The 19,639-nt window shown below is 65.5% G+C and carries 18 protein-coding genes and 1 pseudogene; 16 read left to right on the top strand and 3 right to left on the bottom strand.

All coding sequences use genetic code 11. The features are described from left to right. Positions 1-19: 19 nt before the first annotated feature. The gene (locus MHEC_RS17195) at positions 20-1,051 is read left to right on the top strand and encodes an ATP-dependent 6-phosphofructokinase (protein ID WP_048890824.1); all 1,032 of its coding nucleotides are present in this window, start codon (positions 20-22) and stop codon (positions 1,049-1,051) included. On the opposite strand, the gene MHEC_RS17190 is transcribed toward MHEC_RS17195, so the two are convergent. Then, positions 1,021-1,257: a hypothetical protein gene (locus tag MHEC_RS17190; protein WP_071700495.1), complete on the bottom strand. Its 237-nt coding sequence runs from the start codon at positions 1,255-1,257 to the stop codon at positions 1,021-1,023. The genes MHEC_RS17195 and MHEC_RS17190 overlap by 31 nt on opposite strands. Positions 1,258-1,696: 439 nt before the next feature. Between MHEC_RS17190 and MHEC_RS17185 the strand changes: the two genes are divergently transcribed. The 3 genes and pseudogenes from MHEC_RS17185 to gatB all read left to right on the top strand — a co-directional run bounded on the left by MHEC_RS17185 (position 1,697) and on the right by gatB (position 5,950). Beyond that, the gene (locus MHEC_RS17185; RefSeq protein WP_235434762.1) at positions 1,697-3,037 is read left to right on the top strand and encodes an MFS transporter; all 1,341 of its coding nucleotides are present in this window, start codon (positions 1,697-1,699) and stop codon (positions 3,035-3,037) included. 626 nt (positions 3,038-3,663) lie between these two features. After that, positions 3,664-4,359: pseudogene (locus MHEC_RS17175) on the top strand (PadR family transcriptional regulator); the annotation flags it as partial. 70 nt (positions 4,360-4,429) lie between these two features. Beyond that, the gene (gatB, locus tag MHEC_RS17170) at positions 4,430-5,950 is read left to right on the top strand and encodes an Asp-tRNA(Asn)/Glu-tRNA(Gln) amidotransferase subunit GatB (RefSeq protein WP_048890821.1); all 1,521 of its coding nucleotides are present in this window, start codon (positions 4,430-4,432) and stop codon (positions 5,948-5,950) included. 145 nt (positions 5,951-6,095) lie between these two features. Here the strand turns inward: gatB and MHEC_RS17165 are convergent, their stop codons facing one another. Both MHEC_RS17165 and MHEC_RS17160 read right to left on the bottom strand, forming a co-directional pair. Further along, positions 6,096-7,157 carry a hypothetical protein gene (locus tag MHEC_RS17165; protein ID WP_048890820.1) on the bottom strand — a complete coding sequence of 354 codons (1,062 nt, stop codon included), beginning with the start codon at positions 7,155-7,157 and terminating at the stop codon, positions 6,096-6,098. Positions 7,158-7,170: 13 nt separating this feature from the next. Continuing rightward, entirely contained in the window at positions 7,171-7,482 is a 312-nt protein-coding gene (locus MHEC_RS17160; protein WP_048890819.1) for a hypothetical protein, read from the bottom strand. Between the two features lie 381 nt (positions 7,483-7,863). On the opposite strand from MHEC_RS17160, the gene MHEC_RS17155 reads away from it, so the two are divergent. From MHEC_RS17155 to MHEC_RS17105, 12 genes are read left to right on the top strand one after another with little or no spacing between them, the layout of a single operon-like run. Beyond that, positions 7,864-8,919 (top strand): NADH-quinone oxidoreductase subunit B family protein, encoded by a 1,056-nt coding sequence (locus MHEC_RS17155; protein ID WP_003922140.1) that lies wholly within the window; start codon positions 7,864-7,866, stop codon positions 8,917-8,919. A 39-nt stretch (positions 8,920-8,958) separates the two neighbouring features. Then, a complete protein-coding gene (locus MHEC_RS17150) occupies positions 8,959-10,758 on the top strand; it encodes a nickel-dependent hydrogenase large subunit (protein ID WP_048890818.1) in 1,800 nt (599 codons plus the stop codon). 3 nt (positions 10,759-10,761) lie between these two features. Further along, positions 10,762-11,664, top strand: coding sequence for a NifU family protein (locus MHEC_RS17145; protein WP_048890817.1), 903 nt, complete (start codon positions 10,762-10,764; stop codon positions 11,662-11,664). Positions 11,665-11,713: 49 nt separating this feature from the next. Then, the gene (locus MHEC_RS17140; protein WP_048890816.1) at positions 11,714-12,337 is read left to right on the top strand and encodes a DUF5947 family protein; all 624 of its coding nucleotides are present in this window, start codon (positions 11,714-11,716) and stop codon (positions 12,335-12,337) included. Next, a complete protein-coding gene (locus MHEC_RS17135) occupies positions 12,334-12,981 on the top strand; it encodes a DUF6084 family protein (RefSeq protein ID WP_048890815.1) in 648 nt (215 codons plus the stop codon). The genes MHEC_RS17140 and MHEC_RS17135 overlap by 4 nt, the downstream gene beginning before the upstream one ends. After that, entirely contained in the window at positions 12,978-14,315 is a 1,338-nt protein-coding gene (locus MHEC_RS17130; RefSeq protein ID WP_048890814.1) for a hypothetical protein, read from the top strand. The genes MHEC_RS17135 and MHEC_RS17130 overlap by 4 nt, the downstream gene beginning before the upstream one ends. 12 nt (positions 14,316-14,327) lie before the next feature. Next, complete coding sequence (locus MHEC_RS25095; protein ID WP_099869093.1) at positions 14,328-14,447, top strand: DUF6893 family small protein; 120 nt, start codon at positions 14,328-14,330, stop codon at positions 14,445-14,447. A 39-nt stretch (positions 14,448-14,486) separates the two neighbouring features. Continuing rightward, positions 14,487-16,856 (top strand): carbamoyltransferase HypF, encoded by a 2,370-nt coding sequence (hypF, locus tag MHEC_RS17125; RefSeq protein WP_048890893.1) that lies wholly within the window; start codon positions 14,487-14,489, stop codon positions 16,854-16,856. After that, complete coding sequence (locus tag MHEC_RS17120) at positions 16,853-17,566, top strand: HypC/HybG/HupF family hydrogenase formation chaperone (RefSeq protein WP_048890813.1); 714 nt, start codon at positions 16,853-16,855, stop codon at positions 17,564-17,566. The genes hypF and MHEC_RS17120 overlap by 4 nt, the downstream gene beginning before the upstream one ends. Beyond that, on the top strand, positions 17,566-18,228 hold the full coding sequence (locus MHEC_RS17115) for a D-sedoheptulose-7-phosphate isomerase (RefSeq protein WP_048890812.1): 663 nt from the start codon (positions 17,566-17,568) through the stop codon (positions 18,226-18,228). Before MHEC_RS17120 ends, MHEC_RS17115 begins: the two co-directional genes overlap by 1 nt. After that, the gene (gene hypE, locus MHEC_RS17110; protein WP_082169773.1) at positions 18,228-19,340 is read left to right on the top strand and encodes a hydrogenase expression/formation protein HypE; all 1,113 of its coding nucleotides are present in this window, start codon (positions 18,228-18,230) and stop codon (positions 19,338-19,340) included. Before MHEC_RS17115 ends, hypE begins: the two co-directional genes overlap by 1 nt. Positions 19,341-19,354: 14 nt before the next feature. Beyond that, a complete protein-coding gene (locus MHEC_RS17105) occupies positions 19,355-19,627 on the top strand; it encodes a HypC/HybG/HupF family hydrogenase formation chaperone (protein WP_003922127.1) in 273 nt (90 codons plus the stop codon). Positions 19,628-19,639 lie beyond the last annotated feature (12 nt).

The raw sequence follows: 19,639 nt of genomic DNA, 5'->3' as shown, positions 1-19,639 counted from the left end.
TACCCGGCAAGATGAGGGCATGCGGATCGGGATTCTCACCGGGGGTGGCGACTGTCCGGGGCTCAACGCGGTCATCCGGGCGGTGGTGCGCACCTGCGACGCTCGCTACGGCTCCGCGGTCGTCGGCTTCCAGGACGGTTGGCGCGGGCTTCTGGAGAACCGGCGTATCCAATTGCACAACGACGACCGCAACGACCGGTTGCTGACCAAGGGCGGCACGATGCTGGGCACCGCCCGTGTGCACCCCGACAAGCTGCGCGCCGGGCTGAACCAGATCATGCAGACGCTCGACGACAACGGCATTGACGTGTTGATCCCGATCGGCGGCGAAGGGACTCTGACCGCCGCGCACTGGCTCTCTGAGGAGAACGTGCCCGTGGTCGGGGTACCGAAAACGATCGACAACGACATCGATTGCACGGACGTGACTTTCGGCCACGACACCGCGTTGACGGTGGCCACCGAGGCCATCGACCGACTGCACAGCACCGCCGAGTCCCACCAGCGGGTGATGCTGGTGGAGGTGATGGGCCGGCACGCCGGCTGGATCGCGCTCAACGCCGGGCTGGCTTCAGGCGCGCACATGACGCTGATCCCCGAACAGCCCTTCGATGTCGAAGAGGTCTGCCGGCTGGTCAAAAGCCGATTCCAGCGCGGGGACTCGCACTTCATCTGTGTGGTCGCCGAAGGCGCCAAACCGGTTCCCGGGTCGATGACGTTACGCGAAGGCGGCATCGACGAGTTCGGGCATGAACGCTTCACCGGCGTGGCCGCGCAGCTGGCCACCGAGGTGGAGAAACGCATCAACAAAGACGTGCGGGTGACGGTGCTCGGCCATGTTCAGCGTGGTGGCACACCGACGGCTTTCGACCGGGTGCTGGCCACCAGGTTCGGGGTGAATGCAGCTGACGCCGCCCACACCGGCGAGTACGGGATGATGGTCTCGCTGCGCGGCCAAGACATCGGCAGGGTGCCGCTGGCCGACGCGGTGCGCCAGCTCAAGTTGGTGCCCCAGAGCCGCTACGACGACGCCGCCGCCTTCTTCGGCTGACGCGTCGGCCGGACAATCCCGCGAATGCGTCCGCGTAGCTGCCCGACGACCGGGCTCTCGCCGCGGACCTCGGGGGCGAAGACCTCGCCGCCCGGCACGGTGACCGAAAGGATCTTGTTCGACCACCCATGCCGCGCGGAAGACGCAACGACGCTGAAGTGGTTGTGCTGGCGATCAACCACATCGAACCGGGCGGGCGTCGACACCCTCACTTCGGCTTTCCCCCGAATGCACTTCACGGTTGATATGTCCACGGTTCATGCCCGCACAACCGCTGCGTGGCTCGGCGGCCGGCGGCAACGTTGCGGCGCGGGTGGCGATTGTCGCGGGGATCATTGTGTCCGGGGTGGCCATCGTCGTTTGCGTCTGGTGTTTGAGCACCAACGGGACCACGCCAGGTTTCAGGCCGCGGCCGCTGCACGCCAGCCGGGCGGCAGATGATAGCGCCCGATTTAGCGCCGTGTTGCCGCTCTGACGCCGCCAAAGCCTGCCCACGCCGAGTTCTTCAGGTTCATTTCAGCTTCGCTGGCTAACGTCGCGGAGCGACATGGACGTACAGCCGATGCTGCCGATGCACCCAAGCCAGCCAGAGCCACGGTTGGTGCGTTGGCCGCATCGGCTCTGATCGCGCGGTGTGAACGGTGAATGTCGACAACCGCTGAGGCGCTTCAGCGGCGGACGTCGTGCGCGCTGGATGTGCTCAACTTCTCCTTGGGTGGCGTTCGCGAGGGGCTCGGCCCGTACCTGTCGATATACCTGCTGCTGGCTCACCACTGGGATCAGGCTTCGATCGGGTTCGTCTTGATGGTGTTCACCGGCGTGGGAATCCTTGCGCAGACTCCCATCGGCGCCTTGGTCGATCGCACGTCGGCAAAGCGGGCGCTGATGGTTGCCGCCGCTATCGCGATAAGCCTCGCGTCGTTGGCGATGCCGCTGGTTCCGGGTATCTACCGGATCTCGGTTCTGCAAGCGGTGGTCGGGATCGCCTGCGCCATTTTCACCCCGGCGTTGGCGGCGATCACGTTAGGCGTCGTCGGGGTGCGGCTTTTCGCGAAGCGGATCGGGCGCAACGAGTCCTTCAACCATGCCGGCAACGCCGCGGCCGCCGCGGTTGCCGGCGGGCTGGCCTATCTCTTCGGCCCCCCGGTGGTGTTCTGGCTGCTCGCCGGGGTTGCCGCGATCAGCGTCATCGCAACGCTGCGGATCCCGGCCGACGCGATCGACCACGCGGTGGCGCGTGGCATGCGCAGCGCTGCAGGCGAACAGCAGCGCCAGCCATCCCGATTGGCGGCCCTGCTGCACAACCGCCGGTTGGCGACCTTCGCCGTCGCGATCGTGCTGTTCCACTTCGCCAATGCGGCGATGCTGCCGCTGGTCGGCCAGGAGCTGGCCCTGAACAACAAACACGTCGGGACGACGCTGATGGCGGCGTGCATCGTCGCGGCGCAGGCCGTCATGGTCCCGGTGGCGTTCCTCACCGGTGCTCGCGCCGACCGCTGGGGACGAAAGCCGATCTTTGTGGTCGCCTTCGCCGTGTTGACCTTGCGGGGTTTTCTGTTCGCTCTTTCCGGCGACTCCCACTGGCTGGTCGGCGTACAGCTGCTGGACGGTGTCGGAGCCGGCATCTTCGGGGCGCTGTTTCCCCTGGTCGTCTCCGACGTCACGCAGGGGACCGGTCGATACAACGTCAGCCTCGCGGCGGTAATCACCGCGTGGGGCATCGGCGCATCGCTGTCGAACCTGGTTGCGGGCATGATCGTGGTGGCCTACGGTTACCAGGCCGCGTTTGTCTCACTGGGCACGATCGCCGCGGCCGGCTTCGCGCTGTACCTGTTGGCCATGCCGGAAACCCGTCCCGCAGCCGAGCCGCTCGGCGTTGAGGTCGGCGCCGCTCCCGATGGCCACCGCACGGGCGATCGAATTTCCCGCAACCTGCAGACCTCAGTCGAAAAGTCCGACAACACATGCCATCTCGGTCCCGCGTAGCAGATCGTTGGCGGCGTTGGACCCCCGGCTCGCCGTAGGCGGTGCAGCCGGGCTTGCGCAAACGATAGTGTCCGATATATCTTTCTCTATCGTAGTTAGTTGGATGACACCCTCCGAAAGCGAGTGACGACCATGAATGAGCCGCAAGCGCCGGGGCCTCGGCGCGGACGAGCGAAGAAAGACAAATCAGACGACCTGGTCACCGACCCGTTGGCCGACCAAGACCTCAGCGACCGCGGTGACGACGCCCCTGTCGAGCTGGAGGCTGTTGCCGAACACCGGCCCGCGCGGCAAGACACTCCGTCGATCCCAGCGCCGCATCCTGAAGACCTCGACGTGTACGAGGGCGATCATCTGGTCGAGTGGGACTACGACGAGGAATCCGAACCCGAACTGGAATACGACGAGGAACTCGAATTCGAACCCGACGACGGGGAGGCCGATCTCGCCGGCCGCCACCTCGGCCCCGGCCGCGAACCCAGGCTGGCCACCAGCCCCAGACATGGCCCCGGCCACCATGACAGACCACCCCACGAACACGGTCCCGGCCCGAAGAAGGGCCCCGGCAAGAAAGCTGTCGGCAAGAAGGCGCCCGCCAAGAAGGCGCCCGGCCCGAGGAAACACCCCGGCCACCCCCGCCACCCGAGCACGGGCCCGGGCACCCGCCGCCCCCGCCACCCGAGCACGGGCCCGGGCACCCGCCGCCCCCGCCACCCGAGCACGGACCGCAGCACGGCCGGGGCGGACCGGGGCCCGAACCGGATTTTGGCCTCGGGCCCGGCACTGGTTTGGGTTTCGGGCCCGGCCCCGACTTCGATTTCGACTTCGCCTTGGGCCCGGGCGCCCGCGGCCGAGGGCGTGGACCCGGTCGGCGCGGCCGCCGCGTCCGCCCCGGTGATGTCCGCGCGGCGATTTTGCACCTGCTTGCCGAGCGCCCCATGCACGGCTACGAAATGATTCAAGAAATCGCCGAACGCACCCGGGATGCCTGGCGGCCCAGCCCCGGCTCGGTGTATCCGACGCTGCAGCTGCTGGATGACGAGGGATTGATCGTCAGCTCGGAAAGCGAAGGAAGCACAAAACTTTTCGAGCTAACCGACAAAGGTCGCGCCGCAGCTGAGAAAATCAAGACGGCCCCCTGGAAGCAGTTCGCCGAGGGTGTCGACTCGAACCAGGTCAACCTGCGAGCGGAGTTGGCTCAATTGTTCGGTGCAGTCGCCCAATCGGCATATGCGACCACTGCTGAAATACAGCAGCGGGTGGTGGCGATCCTCAAAAACGCCCGTCGCGAGATCTACCGGTTGCTCGCCGAAGCCGAGTAACACTGGGCCTTCGGCACGGCTCGGGGCATGCCGGCCAGCACGACGTCGTGTCTTCACTACGATCGAAGCCATGACGGTTGCCGCAAAGGTCGCTGGCGTCGAGCTGCTCGACTACGACGAGGTCGTCGCACGCTACGAGCCGGTACTCGGGTTGGAGGTGCACGTCGAGCTATCCACCGCCACCAAGATGTTCTGCGGCTGTCCCACCGCATTCGGCGCCGAACCCAACACCCAGGTATGCCCGGTGTGTCTGGGGCTGCCCGGCTCGCTGCCCGTGCTCAACCAGGCTGCGGTGGAGTCGGCGATCCGGATCGGGCTGGCCCTCAACTGTGAGATCGCGCCGTGGTGCCGCTTCGCGCGGAAGAACTACTTCTATCCGGACATGCCGAAGAACTACCAGATCTCCCAGTACGACGAACCAATCGCGGTCAACGGGTACCTGGATGTGCCGCTGCCGGACGGCACCAGTTGGCGGGTCGGCATCGAACGCGCGCACATGGAAGAAGACACCGGCAAACTAACCCACCTCGGTAGCGACACCGGTCGCATCGAAGGGGCGACTACGTCGCTGATCGACTACAACCGCTCGGGCGTGCCACTGATCGAAATCGTCACCAAGCCCATTGAAGGGACCGGCGCCAAAGCACCCCAGATTGCCCGCGCCTATGTGACCGCGCTGCGAGACCTGTTGCGCGCCCTGGGCGTCTCCGACGTCCGCATGGACCAGGGTTCGATGCGCTGCGACGCCAACGTGTCGTTAAAGCCGATCGGCACAACAGAATTCGGTATCCGCACCGAGACCAAGAACGTCAACTCGCTCAAGAGCGTCGAAGTCGCGGTCCGTTACGAAATGCAGCGACAGGGCGCTGTCCTGGCATCTGGTGACCGGGTGATCCAAGAAACCCGGCACTTCCACGAAGCGGGCTACACCAGCCCCGGCCGCACCAAAGAGACCGCCCAGGACTACCGGTATTTCCCGGAGCCAGACCTGGAGCCGATCGCTCCCAGCACCGAGCTGGTCGACCGGCTGCGCCAAACTATCCCGGAGCTACCGTGGTTGCGCCGCAAGAGGATTCAGCAGGAGTGGGGGCTTTCCGACGAGGTAATGCGCGATCTGGTCAACGCCGGTGCCGTCGACCTGGTCATCGCGACGGTCGAGCACGGCGCGCCCAGCGACGCGGCCCGCGCCTGGTGGGGGAACTTCCTGGTGCAGAAGGCCAACGAGGCCCGCGTCGAGCTCGACGAATTGCCCATCAGCCCCAAACAGGTCGCCGCCGTTATCGCACTGGTCGAGCAGGGCAAGCTGTCGAACAAGCTGGCCCGCCAGGTCGTTGAAGGCGTGCTGGCGGGCGAAGGCGAGCCCGAACAGGTGATGAACGCCCGCGGCCTTGCGGTGGTGCGCGACGACGCGCTGATCCAGGCCGCGGTTGACGAAGCGCTGGCCGCCAACCCCGACATCGTTGAGAAAATCCGGGGTGGCAAAGTGCAGGCGGCCGGCGCCATCGTTGGCGCGGTCATGAAGGCCACCAAGGGCCAGGCCGACGCGGCGCGGGTGCGCGAACTCGTCCTTTCGGCTTGCGGGCAGAACTAGCCCGCGGCCGAACGGATCACCCGCTCGGACATCCAGGGGCCGGTTCGTTTCCGCGCTGGTTGCCGCGGAGACCCCGCCCGTCGCTGACGGAGGCCATGCTGGCCGGGTTATGCGACAGCGAGCAATACCCGTGCCCGTGACGCGATCACCACGGCGGCGGTGCGGCACCCCTGCCGAAGCCCCAGGTGGACTGGCCCAGTCTTGGCTTGTGACGATTCTCGGGCAGGTGGCGCCGAAACTGTGCTGCGAGAATAGGTTCCGGATCAGCTCCGCCGCTGAGAGCCAGACACGGGGCACTGAATTGGCAGGTCTGACAGTGAGGGGCGAACGTCGGATAGATCGCGGGATTGCCGCTCATGTCGAGGGCCTCGGAACCGATCAGGGCGCCTACCGCGCCGATCTCGGCGCGGCTGCGGCGGATCCGGGTTCGCCGCAGCGGACCCACCGTGCACTGCTGAATGCGGGCCGAGTCGTCGGCGCGTGATGCGCGCGCGGACAACCGTCGGTGCTGCGGGATCGTTCGACCGCCCCCGCTGCCCTCGCTTTGACGCACCCGACTTGCCGGACTGCCGGTAGCCGAGGGCCGATCAGGTGGACCGGTGAGGCGTATCTCGTTGTGGATCGTGCCCGATATCTCCATCCCGAGATACTCCTGCTCCCATGCCCAGCATTGTGCGACAGCAGCCTCGTCGCGGATCAACATCTCCAGGTCCTGCCATGCGTTGCCGATCCGGTGGCCAACCACCCAGTATTCGTCGGCGCCGTCGACGGCCAGCAGATCGATTCGGCAGGTGTAGATCACCGCCGCCCCGTCCGCGGTCTGCAATCCTCGTTCCGGGTCGCGCGGATCGGGCACCAACCCTTGGACCTCGGGCCCGACCTTCACCGGAGCGAAGTCGTCGACCATGCTCGCCCATGCGTCGTAGGTGTCGAGCAGCGTGATCGCCGTCGGCAGCAAATCGGTCGCATCAGCGTCGTCGAGGGAACGCTCGGCGGCCTTGCGCACCAGCGATTGCTTCAGTTCGGATGGCCAGTCCCAGGTGCCCGGGTAGTAGTAGACCGCCAGCGCGTCTTTGACGGCGGCCGGTAACGCGGAATCGGCGGTGCCGACCGGCTCGAGATCGCGGCGGTGCGGCGAGGCGAAATCCCATTCTCGTCGGCACCGTTTGAACCGAGCCCGGTCGTCTGCTGTGATGCGGTAATCCACGCTGTCCCGTCGGTCAATGGAAGTGTGGCCACGGCTCGTCGAGCGGCCAGCGGCACCGATCGGTGCGTGAGGCCATCGACTCCAGCTCGGCGAGTAGATCGTCGAAGAATGCCCTCAACCGCTTCGGATCATCAAAAGGCCACGCCACCGACAACGCCATCCACGCGTCGGGTTCGGGTTCCCCCGACACCCTTACGCCGACGCCTTCGCCGCCGGCGGGCACAATCCGACAGTGGTAATCCCCGGCACGTCGTTCGAGATACACGACGTCATCACGACCGGGGCGCGCCGCCTCGATCGAGGCGAACAGCTCGTCACGGTCCATGGTGCCTCACGGTGCGCCCCGCCGCTTCAGGATAGCTCGGTTACGCCGCGAAACAGGCGGCAAATCTACCGGCCAGCTAACTGCAATTAATTCGCAGGTGCCGACTTGCAAATAATTCGCATGACGGTTATCGCACAAAATGACGGAATACACACCTAGGCGGCTCGCAGCCGCCGTTATCTCCTGTTCAAGCCTACCTTCTGCGTCGACGCAACGCGGCGAATTCGAGGAAGTAGATGCTGATTTTCCGTGACCGCAAGAGGCCGTTGACAACATATCGCGGCGCGAGTAAACCAGCAAATAGCGCCGCGTAAGTGGGCCGACGGTCGACTCCGGCGGCGTCAGGGGCCACAGCTCATCCCAGCCCCGGAAAGCTGCAGCATGCCAACGGAAGCAGCAGTCAAAGCGGAAGACACCCTCATCCATGTGCTCTGGATCAACGCGGGTTTGAGTTGTGACGGCGATTCGGTGGCGTTGACTGCCGCCACCCAACCGAGCGTGGAGGAGATCGCTCTCGGCGCGCTCCCCGGGCTGCCTAAGATCGCCGTGCATTGGCCGCTTATCGACTTCGAATGCGGCCCCAGCGGCGGAGCGGACGATTTTCTCGAGTGGTTCTTCAAAGCTGATCGCGGTGAACTCGAACCATTTGTGCTCGTCGTGGAGGGTTCCATCCCCAACGAGCAAATCAAAACCGAAGGCTATTGGTGCGGTTTCGGCAACAATCCCGCGACGGGTCAGCCGATGACCACCAGCGAGTGGCTGGACCGCCTTGCGCCCAAGGCAACTGCGATCGTGGCAGCCGGAACCTGCGCCACCTACGGCGGCATCCACGCGATGGCGGGCAATCCGACCGGCGCCATGGGCGTTCCGGACTACCTTGGCTGGGACTGGAAGAGCAAAGCGGGCATTCCGATCGTCTGCGTGCCAGGCTGCCCGATCCATCCGGACAACCTGGCCGAGACGTTGACCTACCTGCTCTACATGGCCACCGGGCAAGCACCGATGATCCCGCTAGATGACGCGCTGCGACCGCAGTGGCTCTTCGGCAACACCGTGCACGAGGGGTGCGACCGGGCCGGCTACTACGAGCAGGGCGACTTCGCCACGGAGTACGGGTCGCCGAAATGCATTGTGAAGCTGGGCTGTTGGGGCCCGGTCGTGAAGTGCAACGTGCCCAAGCGTGGTTGGATCAATGGTATCGGCGGCTGCCCCAACGTCGGAGGCATCTGCATCGGTTGCACCATGCCCGGTTTCCCGGACAAGTTCATGCCGTTCATGGACGAGCCGCCGGGCGGCAAAGTGTCAACTACCGCGTCGGGCTTGTACGGCTCGCTGATCCGCAACTTGCGCGGTATCACCAACCGCACCGTCGACAAAGAGCCGCGTTGGCGGCGCAAGGGTACCGAACTCCTGACGGGTGCGCGCCGCACCTGGTGACGCGGCGCAGCACTCACACGAAGAAAAGAGTGAACTTCGATGACAAGGATTATTCCCGAGCCGACCCAGGCCAAGCGTGAACCCGGCCAACTGGTCGAGATGGCGTGGGACCCCATCACCCGGATCGTCGGCAGTCTCGGTATTTACACCAAGATCGACTTCGACAACAAAGAAGTGGTCGAGTGTCATTCCACCTCGTCGATTTTCCGTGGCTACTCGCTTTTCATGAGGGGCAAGGATCCCCGCGATGCACACTTCATCACCAGCCGCATCTGCGGAATCTGCGGCGACAACCACTGCACGTGCTCGTGTTACACGCAGAACATGGCTTACGGTGTCAAGCCGCCGCACCTGGCCGAGTGGCTGATTAACCTCGGCGAGGCCGCGGAATACATGTTCGACCACAACATCTTCCAGGAGAACCTGGTTGGTGTGGACTTCTGCGAAAAGATGGTCTCCGAGACCAACCCCGGCGTGCTGGCTCAAGCGGAAAACACCCCCGCGCCCCACGCTGATATGCACGGGTACAAGACCATCGCCGACATCATGCGGGCGCTCAACCCGTTCAGCGGCGAGTTTTACCGCGAGGCACTGCAAACCAGCCGGTACACACGGGAAATGTTCTGCCTCATGGAGGGCAGGCACGTGCACCCGTCCACGCTGTACCCGGGCGGCATCGGCACCACTGCGACCGTGCAGTTGATGACCGACTACATGAGCCGGCTGATGCGCTACGTCGAGTTCATGAAGAAGGTCGTGCCCATGCACGACGACCTGTTCGACTTCTTCTACGAGGCGATGCCCGGTTATGAGAAGGTCGGTTTGCGACGCACCCTGCTGGGCTGCTGGGGTTCGTTCCAGGATCCCGAACACTGCAACTTCGACTACCGGGATATGGAGTCCTGGGGCCGGAAGATGTTCGTCACACCCGGAGTAGTGGTCGACGGCAAGCTGGTCACCACTTCGCTGGTCGACATCAACCTGGGCATCCGGATTCTTTTGGGCAGTTCGTATTACGACGACTGGACCGATCAGGAGATGTTCGTCGAGACCGACCCGCTGGGTAATCCGGTGGACCGTCGGCACCCGTGGAACCAGCACACCCTGCCACACCCACAGAAGCGGGACATGGACGGTGGCAAGTACAGCTGGGTAATGTCGCCCCGCTGGTTCCACAACGGTGACTACCTGGCACTCGATACCGGCGGCGGGCCGCTGGCGCGGCTATGGGCGACCGCGCTGGGCGGCCTGGTCGACATCGGTTACGTCAAATCCACCGGGCATTCCGTGCAGATCAACCTGCCCAAGACCGCGCTCAAGGGCCCGGTCGAATTCGAGTGGAAGATTCCCCGGCATGGGTCTAACACCATCGAGCGCGATCGGGCGCGGACCTACTTCCAGGCCTATGCGGCCGCGTGTGCGCTGCACTTCGCCGAGAAGGCGCTCGCCGAGATCCGGGCCGGTCGCACCAAGACCTGGGAAAAGTTCGAGGTGCCCAAAGAAGGCATCGGCTGCGGTTTCACCGAGGCAGTGCGTGGAGTGCTCAGCCACCACATGGTGATCCGCGACGGCAAGATCGCCAACTACCACCCGTATCCGCCGACGCCGTGGAACGCCAACCCGCGCGACTTCTACGGCACGCCGGGGCCTTACGAGGACGCGGTGCAAGGTCAGCCGATCTTCGAGGAGAACGACCGCGAGCATTTCAAGGGCATCGACATCATGCGCACGGTACGCAGTTTCGACCCGTGTCTGCCGTGCGGAGTGCACATGTACCTGGGCAAGGGCAAGACGCTGGAGCGACTGCACTCGCCGACACAAGCAGCTACCGGGGAGTGATGGATGGCAGATCGCCCCGAGGAGTTCGAGGGGGACGCGCAATGGCGCACGGCGGGCGATCGGATCCAGACGCTGCTGGACGCCACGTCGGCGGCCGGGTCCGTTGCGCGTGAGCGCGCCGAGCAGCTGGTCCGCGAGGTAGTCGAGCTCTACGGCGCGGGTCTTAGACGGATCGTGGAGATGATCGGCGATCCGGGACTCATCGCGCGGCTGGCCGGCGACGACCTGGTGGCCAGCCTGCTGCTGGTGCACGGGCTGCACCCGCACGACGTCGAGCGCAGGGTCGCAGACGCATTGGACCGCGTCCGGCCCTACCTGGGTTCCCACGGCGGCGACGTGCATCTGCTCGACATCGTTGATGACACCGTTCGCTTGCGGTTTTCCGGTAGCTGCAAGAGCTGCCCGTCGTCGGCGGTGACGTTGGAATTGGCCGTCGAGGATGCCGTGCGTGCCGCAGCGCCGGAGATTTCGTCGATCGAAGTCGTTGCGGCCGAAGCTGATTCGGGGCGGGTAATCCCGGCCGCATCACTGCTGGCGAAGGTGCATTCGACCGGCGCTGCGTGGCACCAGGTGCCCGAGATAGCCGACTTGGTGCCCGGCGAAGTGGGCGGGTTCCTCGTCGCGGGCCTATCCATACTTGTCTGCCGGGTCGGTGAGCAGTTGTACGCCTACCGCGACAACTGTCCGGTATGCGACGGGTCGCTGGCCGGTGCGGCGTTACGGGCTTCGGACAACGCCGGTGGACCGGTCTTGCGTTGCCCGCGATGTCGCAGTGATTTCGACATCGTGCACGCCGGCGCCGGGCTGGGCGATCCCGCGGCACATCTGGACCCCTTCCCGCTGCTGGTTCGCGACGGGGTGCTGTCGGTGGCGGTGCCCACCGAGCCGATGGGAGCACCGGCATGACCGCGCCGGCGTCGGTGCACAGCGACGCGAATGAGAAGGAGCGGCGCGCATGACGAGCGCCTACGATGTGCTGTCCCGGATCACCGGCCGGCGTGCGCCCGCGCCCGTCGGCCAGCGATGCGACATGTGCTCGGAAGCGATCGCGGATTCGCACCAGCACGTCGTGAATATCCCTGCCCGCCAATTGATGTGCGTGTGCCGAGCCTGCTACCTGCTGTTCACTGACCAGCATGCCGACTTGAAGTACCGCGCGGTCCCGGACCGTTACCTGGCATTCCCCGATTTCCGGCTGGACCGGCGCGCCTGGGAGGGGCTGCAGATTCCGGTCGGAGTGACGTTTTTCTTCCGTAACTCGACGCTGGGTCGCATTGTCGCGTTCTATCCCGGGCCCGCCGGCGCCACCGAGTCCGAACTCGACTTGGACGCCTGGACCGCCATTAGCGCCACCGAACCCCGCGTGGGCCTGCTCGCCGACGACGTGGAAGCGCTGCTGGTGCGCATATCCGACGCGGGAGACCCGATCTGTTACCTGGTGCCCATCGACGCCTGCTACGAATTCGTCGGGACCCTGCGGAAATTGTGGCGCGGTTTCGACGGGGGCCAGGACGCCCGCGATTTCATCGATGACTTCTTCGCCACGCTCGCCGCGCGCAGTGCGGAGCGACGACCATGACCACGGCCGACCTCGACTTTGACGTCATCGACGTGGTCCCCGAAGCCTACGCCGTCACGCCCACGCTGACCGCGCGGGTGGCGATTTCGGTGCCCGACGACCAACCGGTGCACGCCATCGCCCTGCGCTGCCAGGTTCGCATCGATCCGTTGCGGCGCAGTTATTCCGACGAGGAGGCTGCCGGGCTGGCCGATTTGTTCGGGCCGCGCCAACGATGGGCGAGCACCCAGCGAAGCTTTGTCTGGCAGCACTGCGCGGCAATGGTGCCGGGATTCACCGGCGCCACCGAATTAGCCCTCGGGCTGCCGTGCACCTACGACTTCGAGGTCGCCGCGGCCAAGTACTTCCATGCATTGCGCGATGGCGTAGTGCCGCTGCAATTTCTTTTCAGCGGAACGGTATTCATGGCGGGCGAGCGTGGCTTTTCGGTCCAGCAAGTGCCGTGGGACTGCGAGGACCGATACGACATGCCGGTCGCCGTGTGGCGGGATCTCATCCAGCAGCACTACCCGAACAGCGGATGGGTCAGGCTTTCTCACGACACGGTGACGGCGCTGGCTGCGTATAAGTACGCGCGCGGCTTCCTGGATCTCGACGATGCGGTCACCGCGCTGCTGGCCGCCGCCCGCGAGGAGGTCCCATGAGCGCAAACTGGGACCGCGCCCGCAGCGTCGCCGATGCCGTGCTGTATGAGGGCTACCTGCTGTATCCGTACCGCGCGACGTCCCGCAAGAACCAATCACGTTGGCAGTTCGGAGTTCTCGGTCCCCCCGGCGCCGCTGCAGCAGGGATCGGCGAGGACGCGGATATGTCGGCGCAGTTTCTCGTTGACGCTGCGGATGCCGTCAAACTGGTGGTGCGATTCTTGCAACTGCAGCATCGCGGTGCCGAGCGCGACATGGGGTGCGGGCGCTATCAACCCGTTGACAAACTGACGACGGCGGCGGGTTCGTGGATTTCGTGGGACGAAGCGGTGGAATGCGAGTTGTGCTTCGGTCCTTTCGAATTCGCTGAGCAGCCGGGGTTGTGGACTGTTCCCGTGACCGCTCCGGCGGGAACCGACATCGAAGCGGTCGCCGGTGGTCGACTGGTGCGCACGAGGCGGGAGATTCGTGGGTTGCTCTCCGTCGGAGTCGAAGGTGATGGTGCACTGGACCGTGTCACCGTTACCCTCCAGAACACCGGTGCACCGGCGACGGATAAAGACGACGCGATCGCCAGATCGTTGATTGGCAGCCACATGATTGCGGAAGTTATTGGAGGAGAGTTTATTTCGTTGCTTGAGCCGCCAGAGTACGCCGCAGCTGCCGCAGGACGTTGCGAGCAGCACCGATGCTTTCCGGTGCTGGCCGGCGCAGCTGGTGATCGCGATCTGCTGCTGATCTCGCCGATCATTCTCTACGACCATCCCGAAATCGCCGAGCAGAGCCAGACTGCGCTGTACGACGCCACCGAGATCGACGAGATACTCACCCTGCGGGTGATGACCATGACCGAGGAGGAGAAGGCGCAGGCGCGCGCCACCGATCCACTGGCCGCCCGGATCATCGAACGCTGCGACGCGATGTCGCCCGAAGAGATGCAGGGCCTGCACGGCGTGCTGCGCCAGCCCCATCAGAGCGCAGATGCCACCGTTGCGCGGCTCATCCCCGAAATACCCGAGGGAGTGGACTGGTGGGATCCGCTGGCGGACAACGCGGTGCGCCCGGAGACCGACGCCATCCTGGTGAATGGCATCCCGTTGGCCAGAGGCAGCAGGGTGCGGCTGCATCCAGCGCGCCGCGCCGATGCGCAAGACCTTTTCGTCGCGGGCAAGACCGCTCGTGTCACGTCGGTGCACGAAGACGTCGACGGCAACAAGCATCTCGGCGTCGTCGTCGACGATGATCCGGCAGCGGACCTGCACGACTGGTACGGCCGATACCTGTATTTCTCTCCCGACGAGGTTGAGCCGCTTGAAGCACAGCCCTCCGAATGAAAGGAAATCGACATGGAGATCGTGGGTTGGGTGTTTGTCGGCATCCTGGGGCTCATAGCCGTTGCCGCGCTGGCGATGGGCATCATGTCTCTTCCCGATGCCCGCCGCTACCTCAAGATCCGGCACATGTAGCACGGGACACGCGGCGGATTACGCCGCGTGGCGGTCGACATGACTGACGTGTTGGTGCGGGCTGACACCGCCCGGCAGCGGTTCATCGTTACCGGGGTGGTCCAGGGCGTCGGATTTCGGCCCTTTGTACACCGGATCGCCACCGAGCTGCGCCTGGCCGGTTTCGTCGGCAACGACTCGGGTGCGGTCTTTGTGGAGGTGCAGGGACCGCGGCAAAGTCTGGCCGAATTCAATCGCCGATTGCGTGCCGATGCGCCACCGCTGGCGAAGATCAACCGGGTCGACGTCGTCGACATCGACGCCAGAGCCGACGCTGGTTTCCATATCGTCGAAAGCCAGACGGTTCCGGGCACCACCACGCCGATTCCACCCGACATCGCAGTGTGCGACGCCTGCGTCGCCGAGCTGTTCGACCCTGCCGACCGTCGTTACCGGCATCCCTTTGTCACCTGTACCAATTGCGGCCCGCGATTCACCATCATCAAAGCGTTGCCCTACGATCGCCCGGCCACCACCATGTCGTCGTTCGCCATGTGTGAGCGTTGCGCCGCCGAATACCGCGATCCCGCCAACCGCCGATTTCACGCCCAGCCCATCGCTTGCCCGGACTGCGGCCCGTCGCTGTGGTTTTCGGGTGCGGGCCGGCGGATCGAGGGAGCCGACGCAGCCCTTGCCGCCACCCAGCAGGCGCTGGCAGCCAGAGCCATCGTCGCGATCAAAGGCATCGGTGGCTACCATCTTGCCTGCGTCGTCGACGACGAGGCGGCGGTCGCCAGGCTGCGCACACGAAAGGCGCGCGGCGCCAAACCGTTCGCCATGCTGGTGCGTGATCTGGAAGTCGCCCGTCGCTACACGCACATCGACGACGACGAGGCCGCGATCCTGACCAGCCCCGCCCGTCCCATCGTGTTGCTGCGTCGGCGCAAAGACGCACCGGTCGCCGACGCTGTCGCGCCCGCTAACCCACTGCTGGGGCTGATGCTGCCGTACTCGCCGATCCATCACCTGCTGCTGGCGCCGGTCCCGGGCGCCCACGCCCCGGTGCCGGATGCGCTGGTGCTGACCAGCGCCAACCGTTCCGACGAACCGATCTGCTTCACAGAAGACGATGCAGCGCACCGACTTTCGCAGTTATGCGACGCGGTGCTCGACCACGACCGGCCGATCCACGTACCCTGCGACGACTCGGTGGTGCGCGTGGTCGACGGCCACGAACTGCCGATCCGCCGATCGCGTGGCTATGCGCCGCTACCTGTCGACCTCGGCCGCGACGGACCTGCCGTGTTGGCGGTGGGCGGGGAACTGAAGAACACCTTCTGTCTCACCGACGGTTCGCGCGCATTCATGTCCGGTCACATCGGTGACATGGCCACCCTGGAGACGCTGCGAGCGTTCGAGCGTGCAGTCACCCAGCTCAGTGAAATCCGCCAGCACCCAGTGCGATTGGCTGCCGATCTGCATCCGGGGTATCAGACGCGCGGCTGGGCCGAGCGCCATGCCGGCGACCTTCCCCTGGACCTCGTCCAGCACCACCATGCCCATGTCGTCTCGTTGCTGGCCGAGCAGGGGCGGCTCGGCGAACCGATCATCGGCGTGTCCTTCGACGGCACCGGCTACGGCAGCGACGGAACTATCTGGGGTGGTGAGATTCTCGCTGTCGGGCCCGACAGCCACCGATTCACCCGGGTCGGCCACCTGCTGCCGGTGCCGCTGCCCGGCGGCGACGCCGCGGTGCGCAACCCGTGGCGGATGGCGCTGTCTCAGCTGTGGACCGCCGGCATCGACTGGACCCCCGATCTCCCCCCGGTGGCGGCCGCAACGCCTGCCGAATTGCGCGCTAGCCGTTGGCAATTGGAAACGAGCGTGGGCTGCATCCCGTGTTCGAGCATGGGTCGGCTGTTCGACGCGGTGGCCTCGCTGCTGGGTGTGCGACAGCGGATCGACTACGAGGCCCAGGCCGCGATCGAACTGGAGGTGTTGGCCGAAACGGCGGACGGGCCGGCGCAGCTGTGCCTGGATGTGCGCCGCAGCGGGGTGATCGACCCGCTCGGCATGATCCGCGCGATGGTGTCGATGCTGCGCGCCGGGGCGAAGCCGGCCGAGCTCGCGGCCGGGTTCCACCACGCCGTCGCGGCCGCGGTCGCGGACGTGGTCAGCCTGGTCGCGGGCGACGTGGCGTTGGTGGGCCTTACCGGCGGGGTGTTCCAGAATGTGCTGCTTTTGACTTCATGCCGAAAGCAGCTGCAAGAGGCGGGATTTGAAGTATTGACCCATCATACCGTTCCACCGAACGACGGTGGACTGGCGCTGGGCCAGGCCGCGGTTTGCGTGCTCACCGCGATGGACGGAGCGGTCCAGGACGCCGTGCAGCGGCACGTGTTCGATAAGGAGAAGGTGGTTAAGCGATGACTACCACCGCGATCGACCGCGGACTGGGCGCGGAGCTGACAGCGGATCTGGCCGCTACCGCGTTCACCATGGCCAGGCGGTTCGCAGCCGGCGCCACCATGTGGTCCATCGCGCCCGGCTGGGAGCCGCACGCCCTGCATATCGCGGTCGAGTTCATTCATCCGGTGATCGTCGGCAAGCGAGCGTTGCCGGCCGTGGCGATTACCGGTCCCGATGTCATCGACATGGTGCGGGTTTCGGTGCGCCCCGGTGACATCGTGATCGCGGTTTCCGGCGCCGACGATCCGCAGGTGCGCTCGGTAATGCGCCGAGGCCCGGCATGGGGTGTTACCACCGTGTGGATCGGCAGCGGGAAGCGGCCGCTGCCCGGGATCGCCGACCACGTGCTCTGGCTCGACGACCCCGATCCCCGCGTTCCCGCCACCGGTGGGTTCGTGCTGTTCTACCACCTGTTGTGGGAGCTCACCCACGTCTGCTTCGAGCACCCGGGCTTGCTGAAACAGCAATGCGCCGATGACGTTTGCGTCACCTGCAGCGACGAAGGCCGGCTCGGCGAGGTGGTCGTGCCGTCAGCGGACGGCCTGGCCCAGGTGCGCACCGCCAAGGGGATCGAGACCGTGGCCACCGCGCTCGTTGACCCTGTGGCCGTCGGCGATCTGGTGCTGGTGCACGCGGGAACGGCGATTAGCAAAGTGGACGAGGACGTGTGATGACCGACGAACCCACCAACTTCTTGTACCCGTTTATCGACGCCCAGGAGAACGATCCCAAGTCGCTGCTGGCCGACCTGGCCGCGTCAGCGCAAGCCAAGGCGGGCGAGAGCCTGGCCCTGCGCCGCCGCACTCTGGAAGAAAACGCCGAACTGCTGCACCGGGCGGCCACCGAAATCGCGAGTCGCTTCGCCACCGGTGGACGGCTATTTACCTTCGGCAACGGTGGCAGCTGCACCGACTCCACCACGCTGGCAAGGCTATTCGCCCGTCCACCCGTCGGGACACCGCTACCGGCCTGGGCGTTGACCGCCGACCAGGCGATCCTGACCGCGCTGGGCAATGACGTCGGCTTCGAGCTCGTTTTCGCCCGGCAGCTGATCGCCCGCGCCAAACCGGGCGACATCGCGATCGCGATGTCCACCAGCGGCAGCTCACCGAACCTGATGGCGGCACTGGCCGAAGCACGTCGTCGCGACGTGTACACCGTCGGTTTCGCCGGATATGAAGGCGGCGCATTCGCCAAAAGCGGGGACGTCGACGCGTGCTTCGTCGTTCATTCGCAGAGCGTGCACCGGATCCAAGAAGCTCAAGCCCTGCTGGGCTATGAGCTGTGGTTGGCGGTACACGATCGGATGGCCAGTCAGCGAGCGGAGGCCTGATGAGCAAGTCGACAAGCGAATACCTCTCCTCGGGCCCGCATTTCGCCGAGCATGACGTGATCGAGCGCATTGAATCGTTTCGCAGACGCCGGCCGCGGCTGCTCGACGAACATGTCACACTGGCACACGGCGCCGGCGGAAAGGCGTCAGCCGCACTGGTCGACGCGGTGTTCGTCGAAGCGTTCCGAAACCCGCTGCTGGAGCCGCTTGGCGATGGCGCTGTTCTGAGCCTGCCGAGCGGCGAGCGGCTGGTGCTGTCGACCGACTCGTTCGTGGTGCAGCCCAGGAGATTTCCAGGCGGCTCGATCGGCGAGCTGGCGGTGCACGGGACCGCAAACGATCTTGCGGTGACGGGCGCTGTTCCGCAATGGATTTCGGCCGCATTCGTCCTCGAAGAGGGTTTCCCGATAGCTGAGTTGAAGGAGATCGTTGCCGACATGGCCGCGGCCGCAGCCCAAACCGGTGTGCAGATCGTCGCCGGGGATACCAAGGTAGTGCCCAACGGCGCTGCAGACGGGGTGTTTATCACGACGACCGGTGCCGGCGTCATCCCCGAGGGCAGGTGGCTGTCCGCGGAGTCGGTACGTCCCGGCGACAAGGTGCTGCTGTCGGGCTCGATGGGCGATCACGGTATGGCGGTGATGCTGGCCCGCGGTGACTTGGCGATCGAAGCCGATATCCGTTCTGACGCCGCGTCGGTGAGCCCGTTGGTAGAGCTGCTGCTGGCGGCGGCCCCCGCCACGCGGTGGCTGCGCGACCCCACCCGCGGCGGGGTGGGCACCGTCTGCAACGAGTTGGCGCAGGCGTGTGGTCTGGCAGTAGTGCTCGACGAAGAGCGGCTTCCGGTGCACCCCATGGTCAGTGGCGCGTGCGAGCTGCTGGGCATCGACCCGCTCTACGTCGCCAACGAAGGCAAGTTCGTTGCCGTCGTGGCGCCGGAGGAAGCCGAGGCCGCGGTGGTGGCGTTACGGTCGCATCCGCTTGGCGCCGAGGCGGCCGAGATCGGACAGATCGTGGCGGAGCCCGCGCAGACTGTCGTGGTGCGCACGGGATTCGGGGGCACCCGTATCGTCGACATGCTCGTCGGTGACCCGCTACCGCGGATCTGTTGAGGAGTGGAGCTGACATGTGTCTGGGAATACCGGGGCGGATCGTCGAAATCACCGACGCTGAAAACTATTTGGCCAAGGTCGACGTTAGCGGCGTGCAGCGCACGATCAGCGTGAGGCTGCTGGAAAACGACATGCCACAACCCGATGACTGGGTGCTGGTCCACGTCGGCTTCGCGATGGCCAAGATCGACGAAACCGAAGCATTGCTGACGCTGGCGGCGGTCAAGAAGATGGGCGACGCGTACGCCACCGAGATGGAAGCTTTCGATTCAACCGCGATCGTCTGACTGAAAGGCTTT

It is taken from the genome of Mycobacterium heckeshornense (genome assembly GCF_016592155.1).
Classification (GTDB): Bacteria; Actinomycetota; Actinomycetes; order Mycobacteriales; family Mycobacteriaceae; genus Mycobacterium; species Mycobacterium heckeshornense.
Note: the sequence above shows the minus strand (reverse complement) of the source record. Positions and strands in the feature narration are given on the sequence as shown.

What these genes read in the sequence shown, in the direction of transcription:
- hypF (WP_048890893.1), top strand. Translation starts at nt 14,487, where the DNA reads ATGACTGACGTGTTGGTGCGGGCTGACACCGCCCGGCAGCGGTTCATC.
- gatB (WP_048890821.1), top strand. Translation starts at nt 4,430, where the DNA reads ATGACGGTTGCCGCAAAGGTCGCTGGCGTCGAGCTGCTCGACTACGAC.
- MHEC_RS25095 (WP_099869093.1), top strand. Translation starts at nt 14,328, where the DNA reads ATGGAGATCGTGGGTTGGGTGTTTGTCGGCATCCTGGGGCTCATAGCC.
- hypE (WP_082169773.1), top strand. Translation starts at nt 18,228, where the DNA reads ATGAGCAAGTCGACAAGCGAATACCTCTCCTCGGGCCCGCATTTCGCC.
- MHEC_RS17140 (WP_048890816.1), top strand. Translation starts at nt 11,714, where the DNA reads ATGACGAGCGCCTACGATGTGCTGTCCCGGATCACCGGCCGGCGTGCG.
- MHEC_RS17135 (WP_048890815.1), top strand. Translation starts at nt 12,334, where the DNA reads ATGACCACGGCCGACCTCGACTTTGACGTCATCGACGTGGTCCCCGAA.
- MHEC_RS17145 (WP_048890817.1), top strand. Translation starts at nt 10,762, where the DNA reads ATGGCAGATCGCCCCGAGGAGTTCGAGGGGGACGCGCAATGGCGCACG.
- MHEC_RS17160 (WP_048890819.1), bottom strand. Translation starts at nt 7,482, where the DNA reads ATGGACCGTGACGAGCTGTTCGCCTCGATCGAGGCGGCGCGCCCCGGT.
- MHEC_RS17120 (WP_048890813.1), top strand. Translation starts at nt 16,853, where the DNA reads ATGACTACCACCGCGATCGACCGCGGACTGGGCGCGGAGCTGACAGCG.
- MHEC_RS17155 (WP_003922140.1), top strand. Translation starts at nt 7,864, where the DNA reads ATGCCAACGGAAGCAGCAGTCAAAGCGGAAGACACCCTCATCCATGTG.
- MHEC_RS17195 (WP_048890824.1), top strand. Translation starts at nt 20, where the DNA reads ATGCGGATCGGGATTCTCACCGGGGGTGGCGACTGTCCGGGGCTCAAC.
- MHEC_RS17105 (WP_003922127.1), top strand. Translation starts at nt 19,355, where the DNA reads ATGTGTCTGGGAATACCGGGGCGGATCGTCGAAATCACCGACGCTGAA.
- MHEC_RS17130 (WP_048890814.1), top strand. Translation starts at nt 12,978, where the DNA reads ATGAGCGCAAACTGGGACCGCGCCCGCAGCGTCGCCGATGCCGTGCTG.
- MHEC_RS17115 (WP_048890812.1), top strand. Translation starts at nt 17,566, where the DNA reads ATGACCGACGAACCCACCAACTTCTTGTACCCGTTTATCGACGCCCAG.
- MHEC_RS17150 (WP_048890818.1), top strand. Translation starts at nt 8,959, where the DNA reads ATGACAAGGATTATTCCCGAGCCGACCCAGGCCAAGCGTGAACCCGGC.
- MHEC_RS17185 (WP_235434762.1), top strand. Translation starts at nt 1,697, where the DNA reads ATGTCGACAACCGCTGAGGCGCTTCAGCGGCGGACGTCGTGCGCGCTG.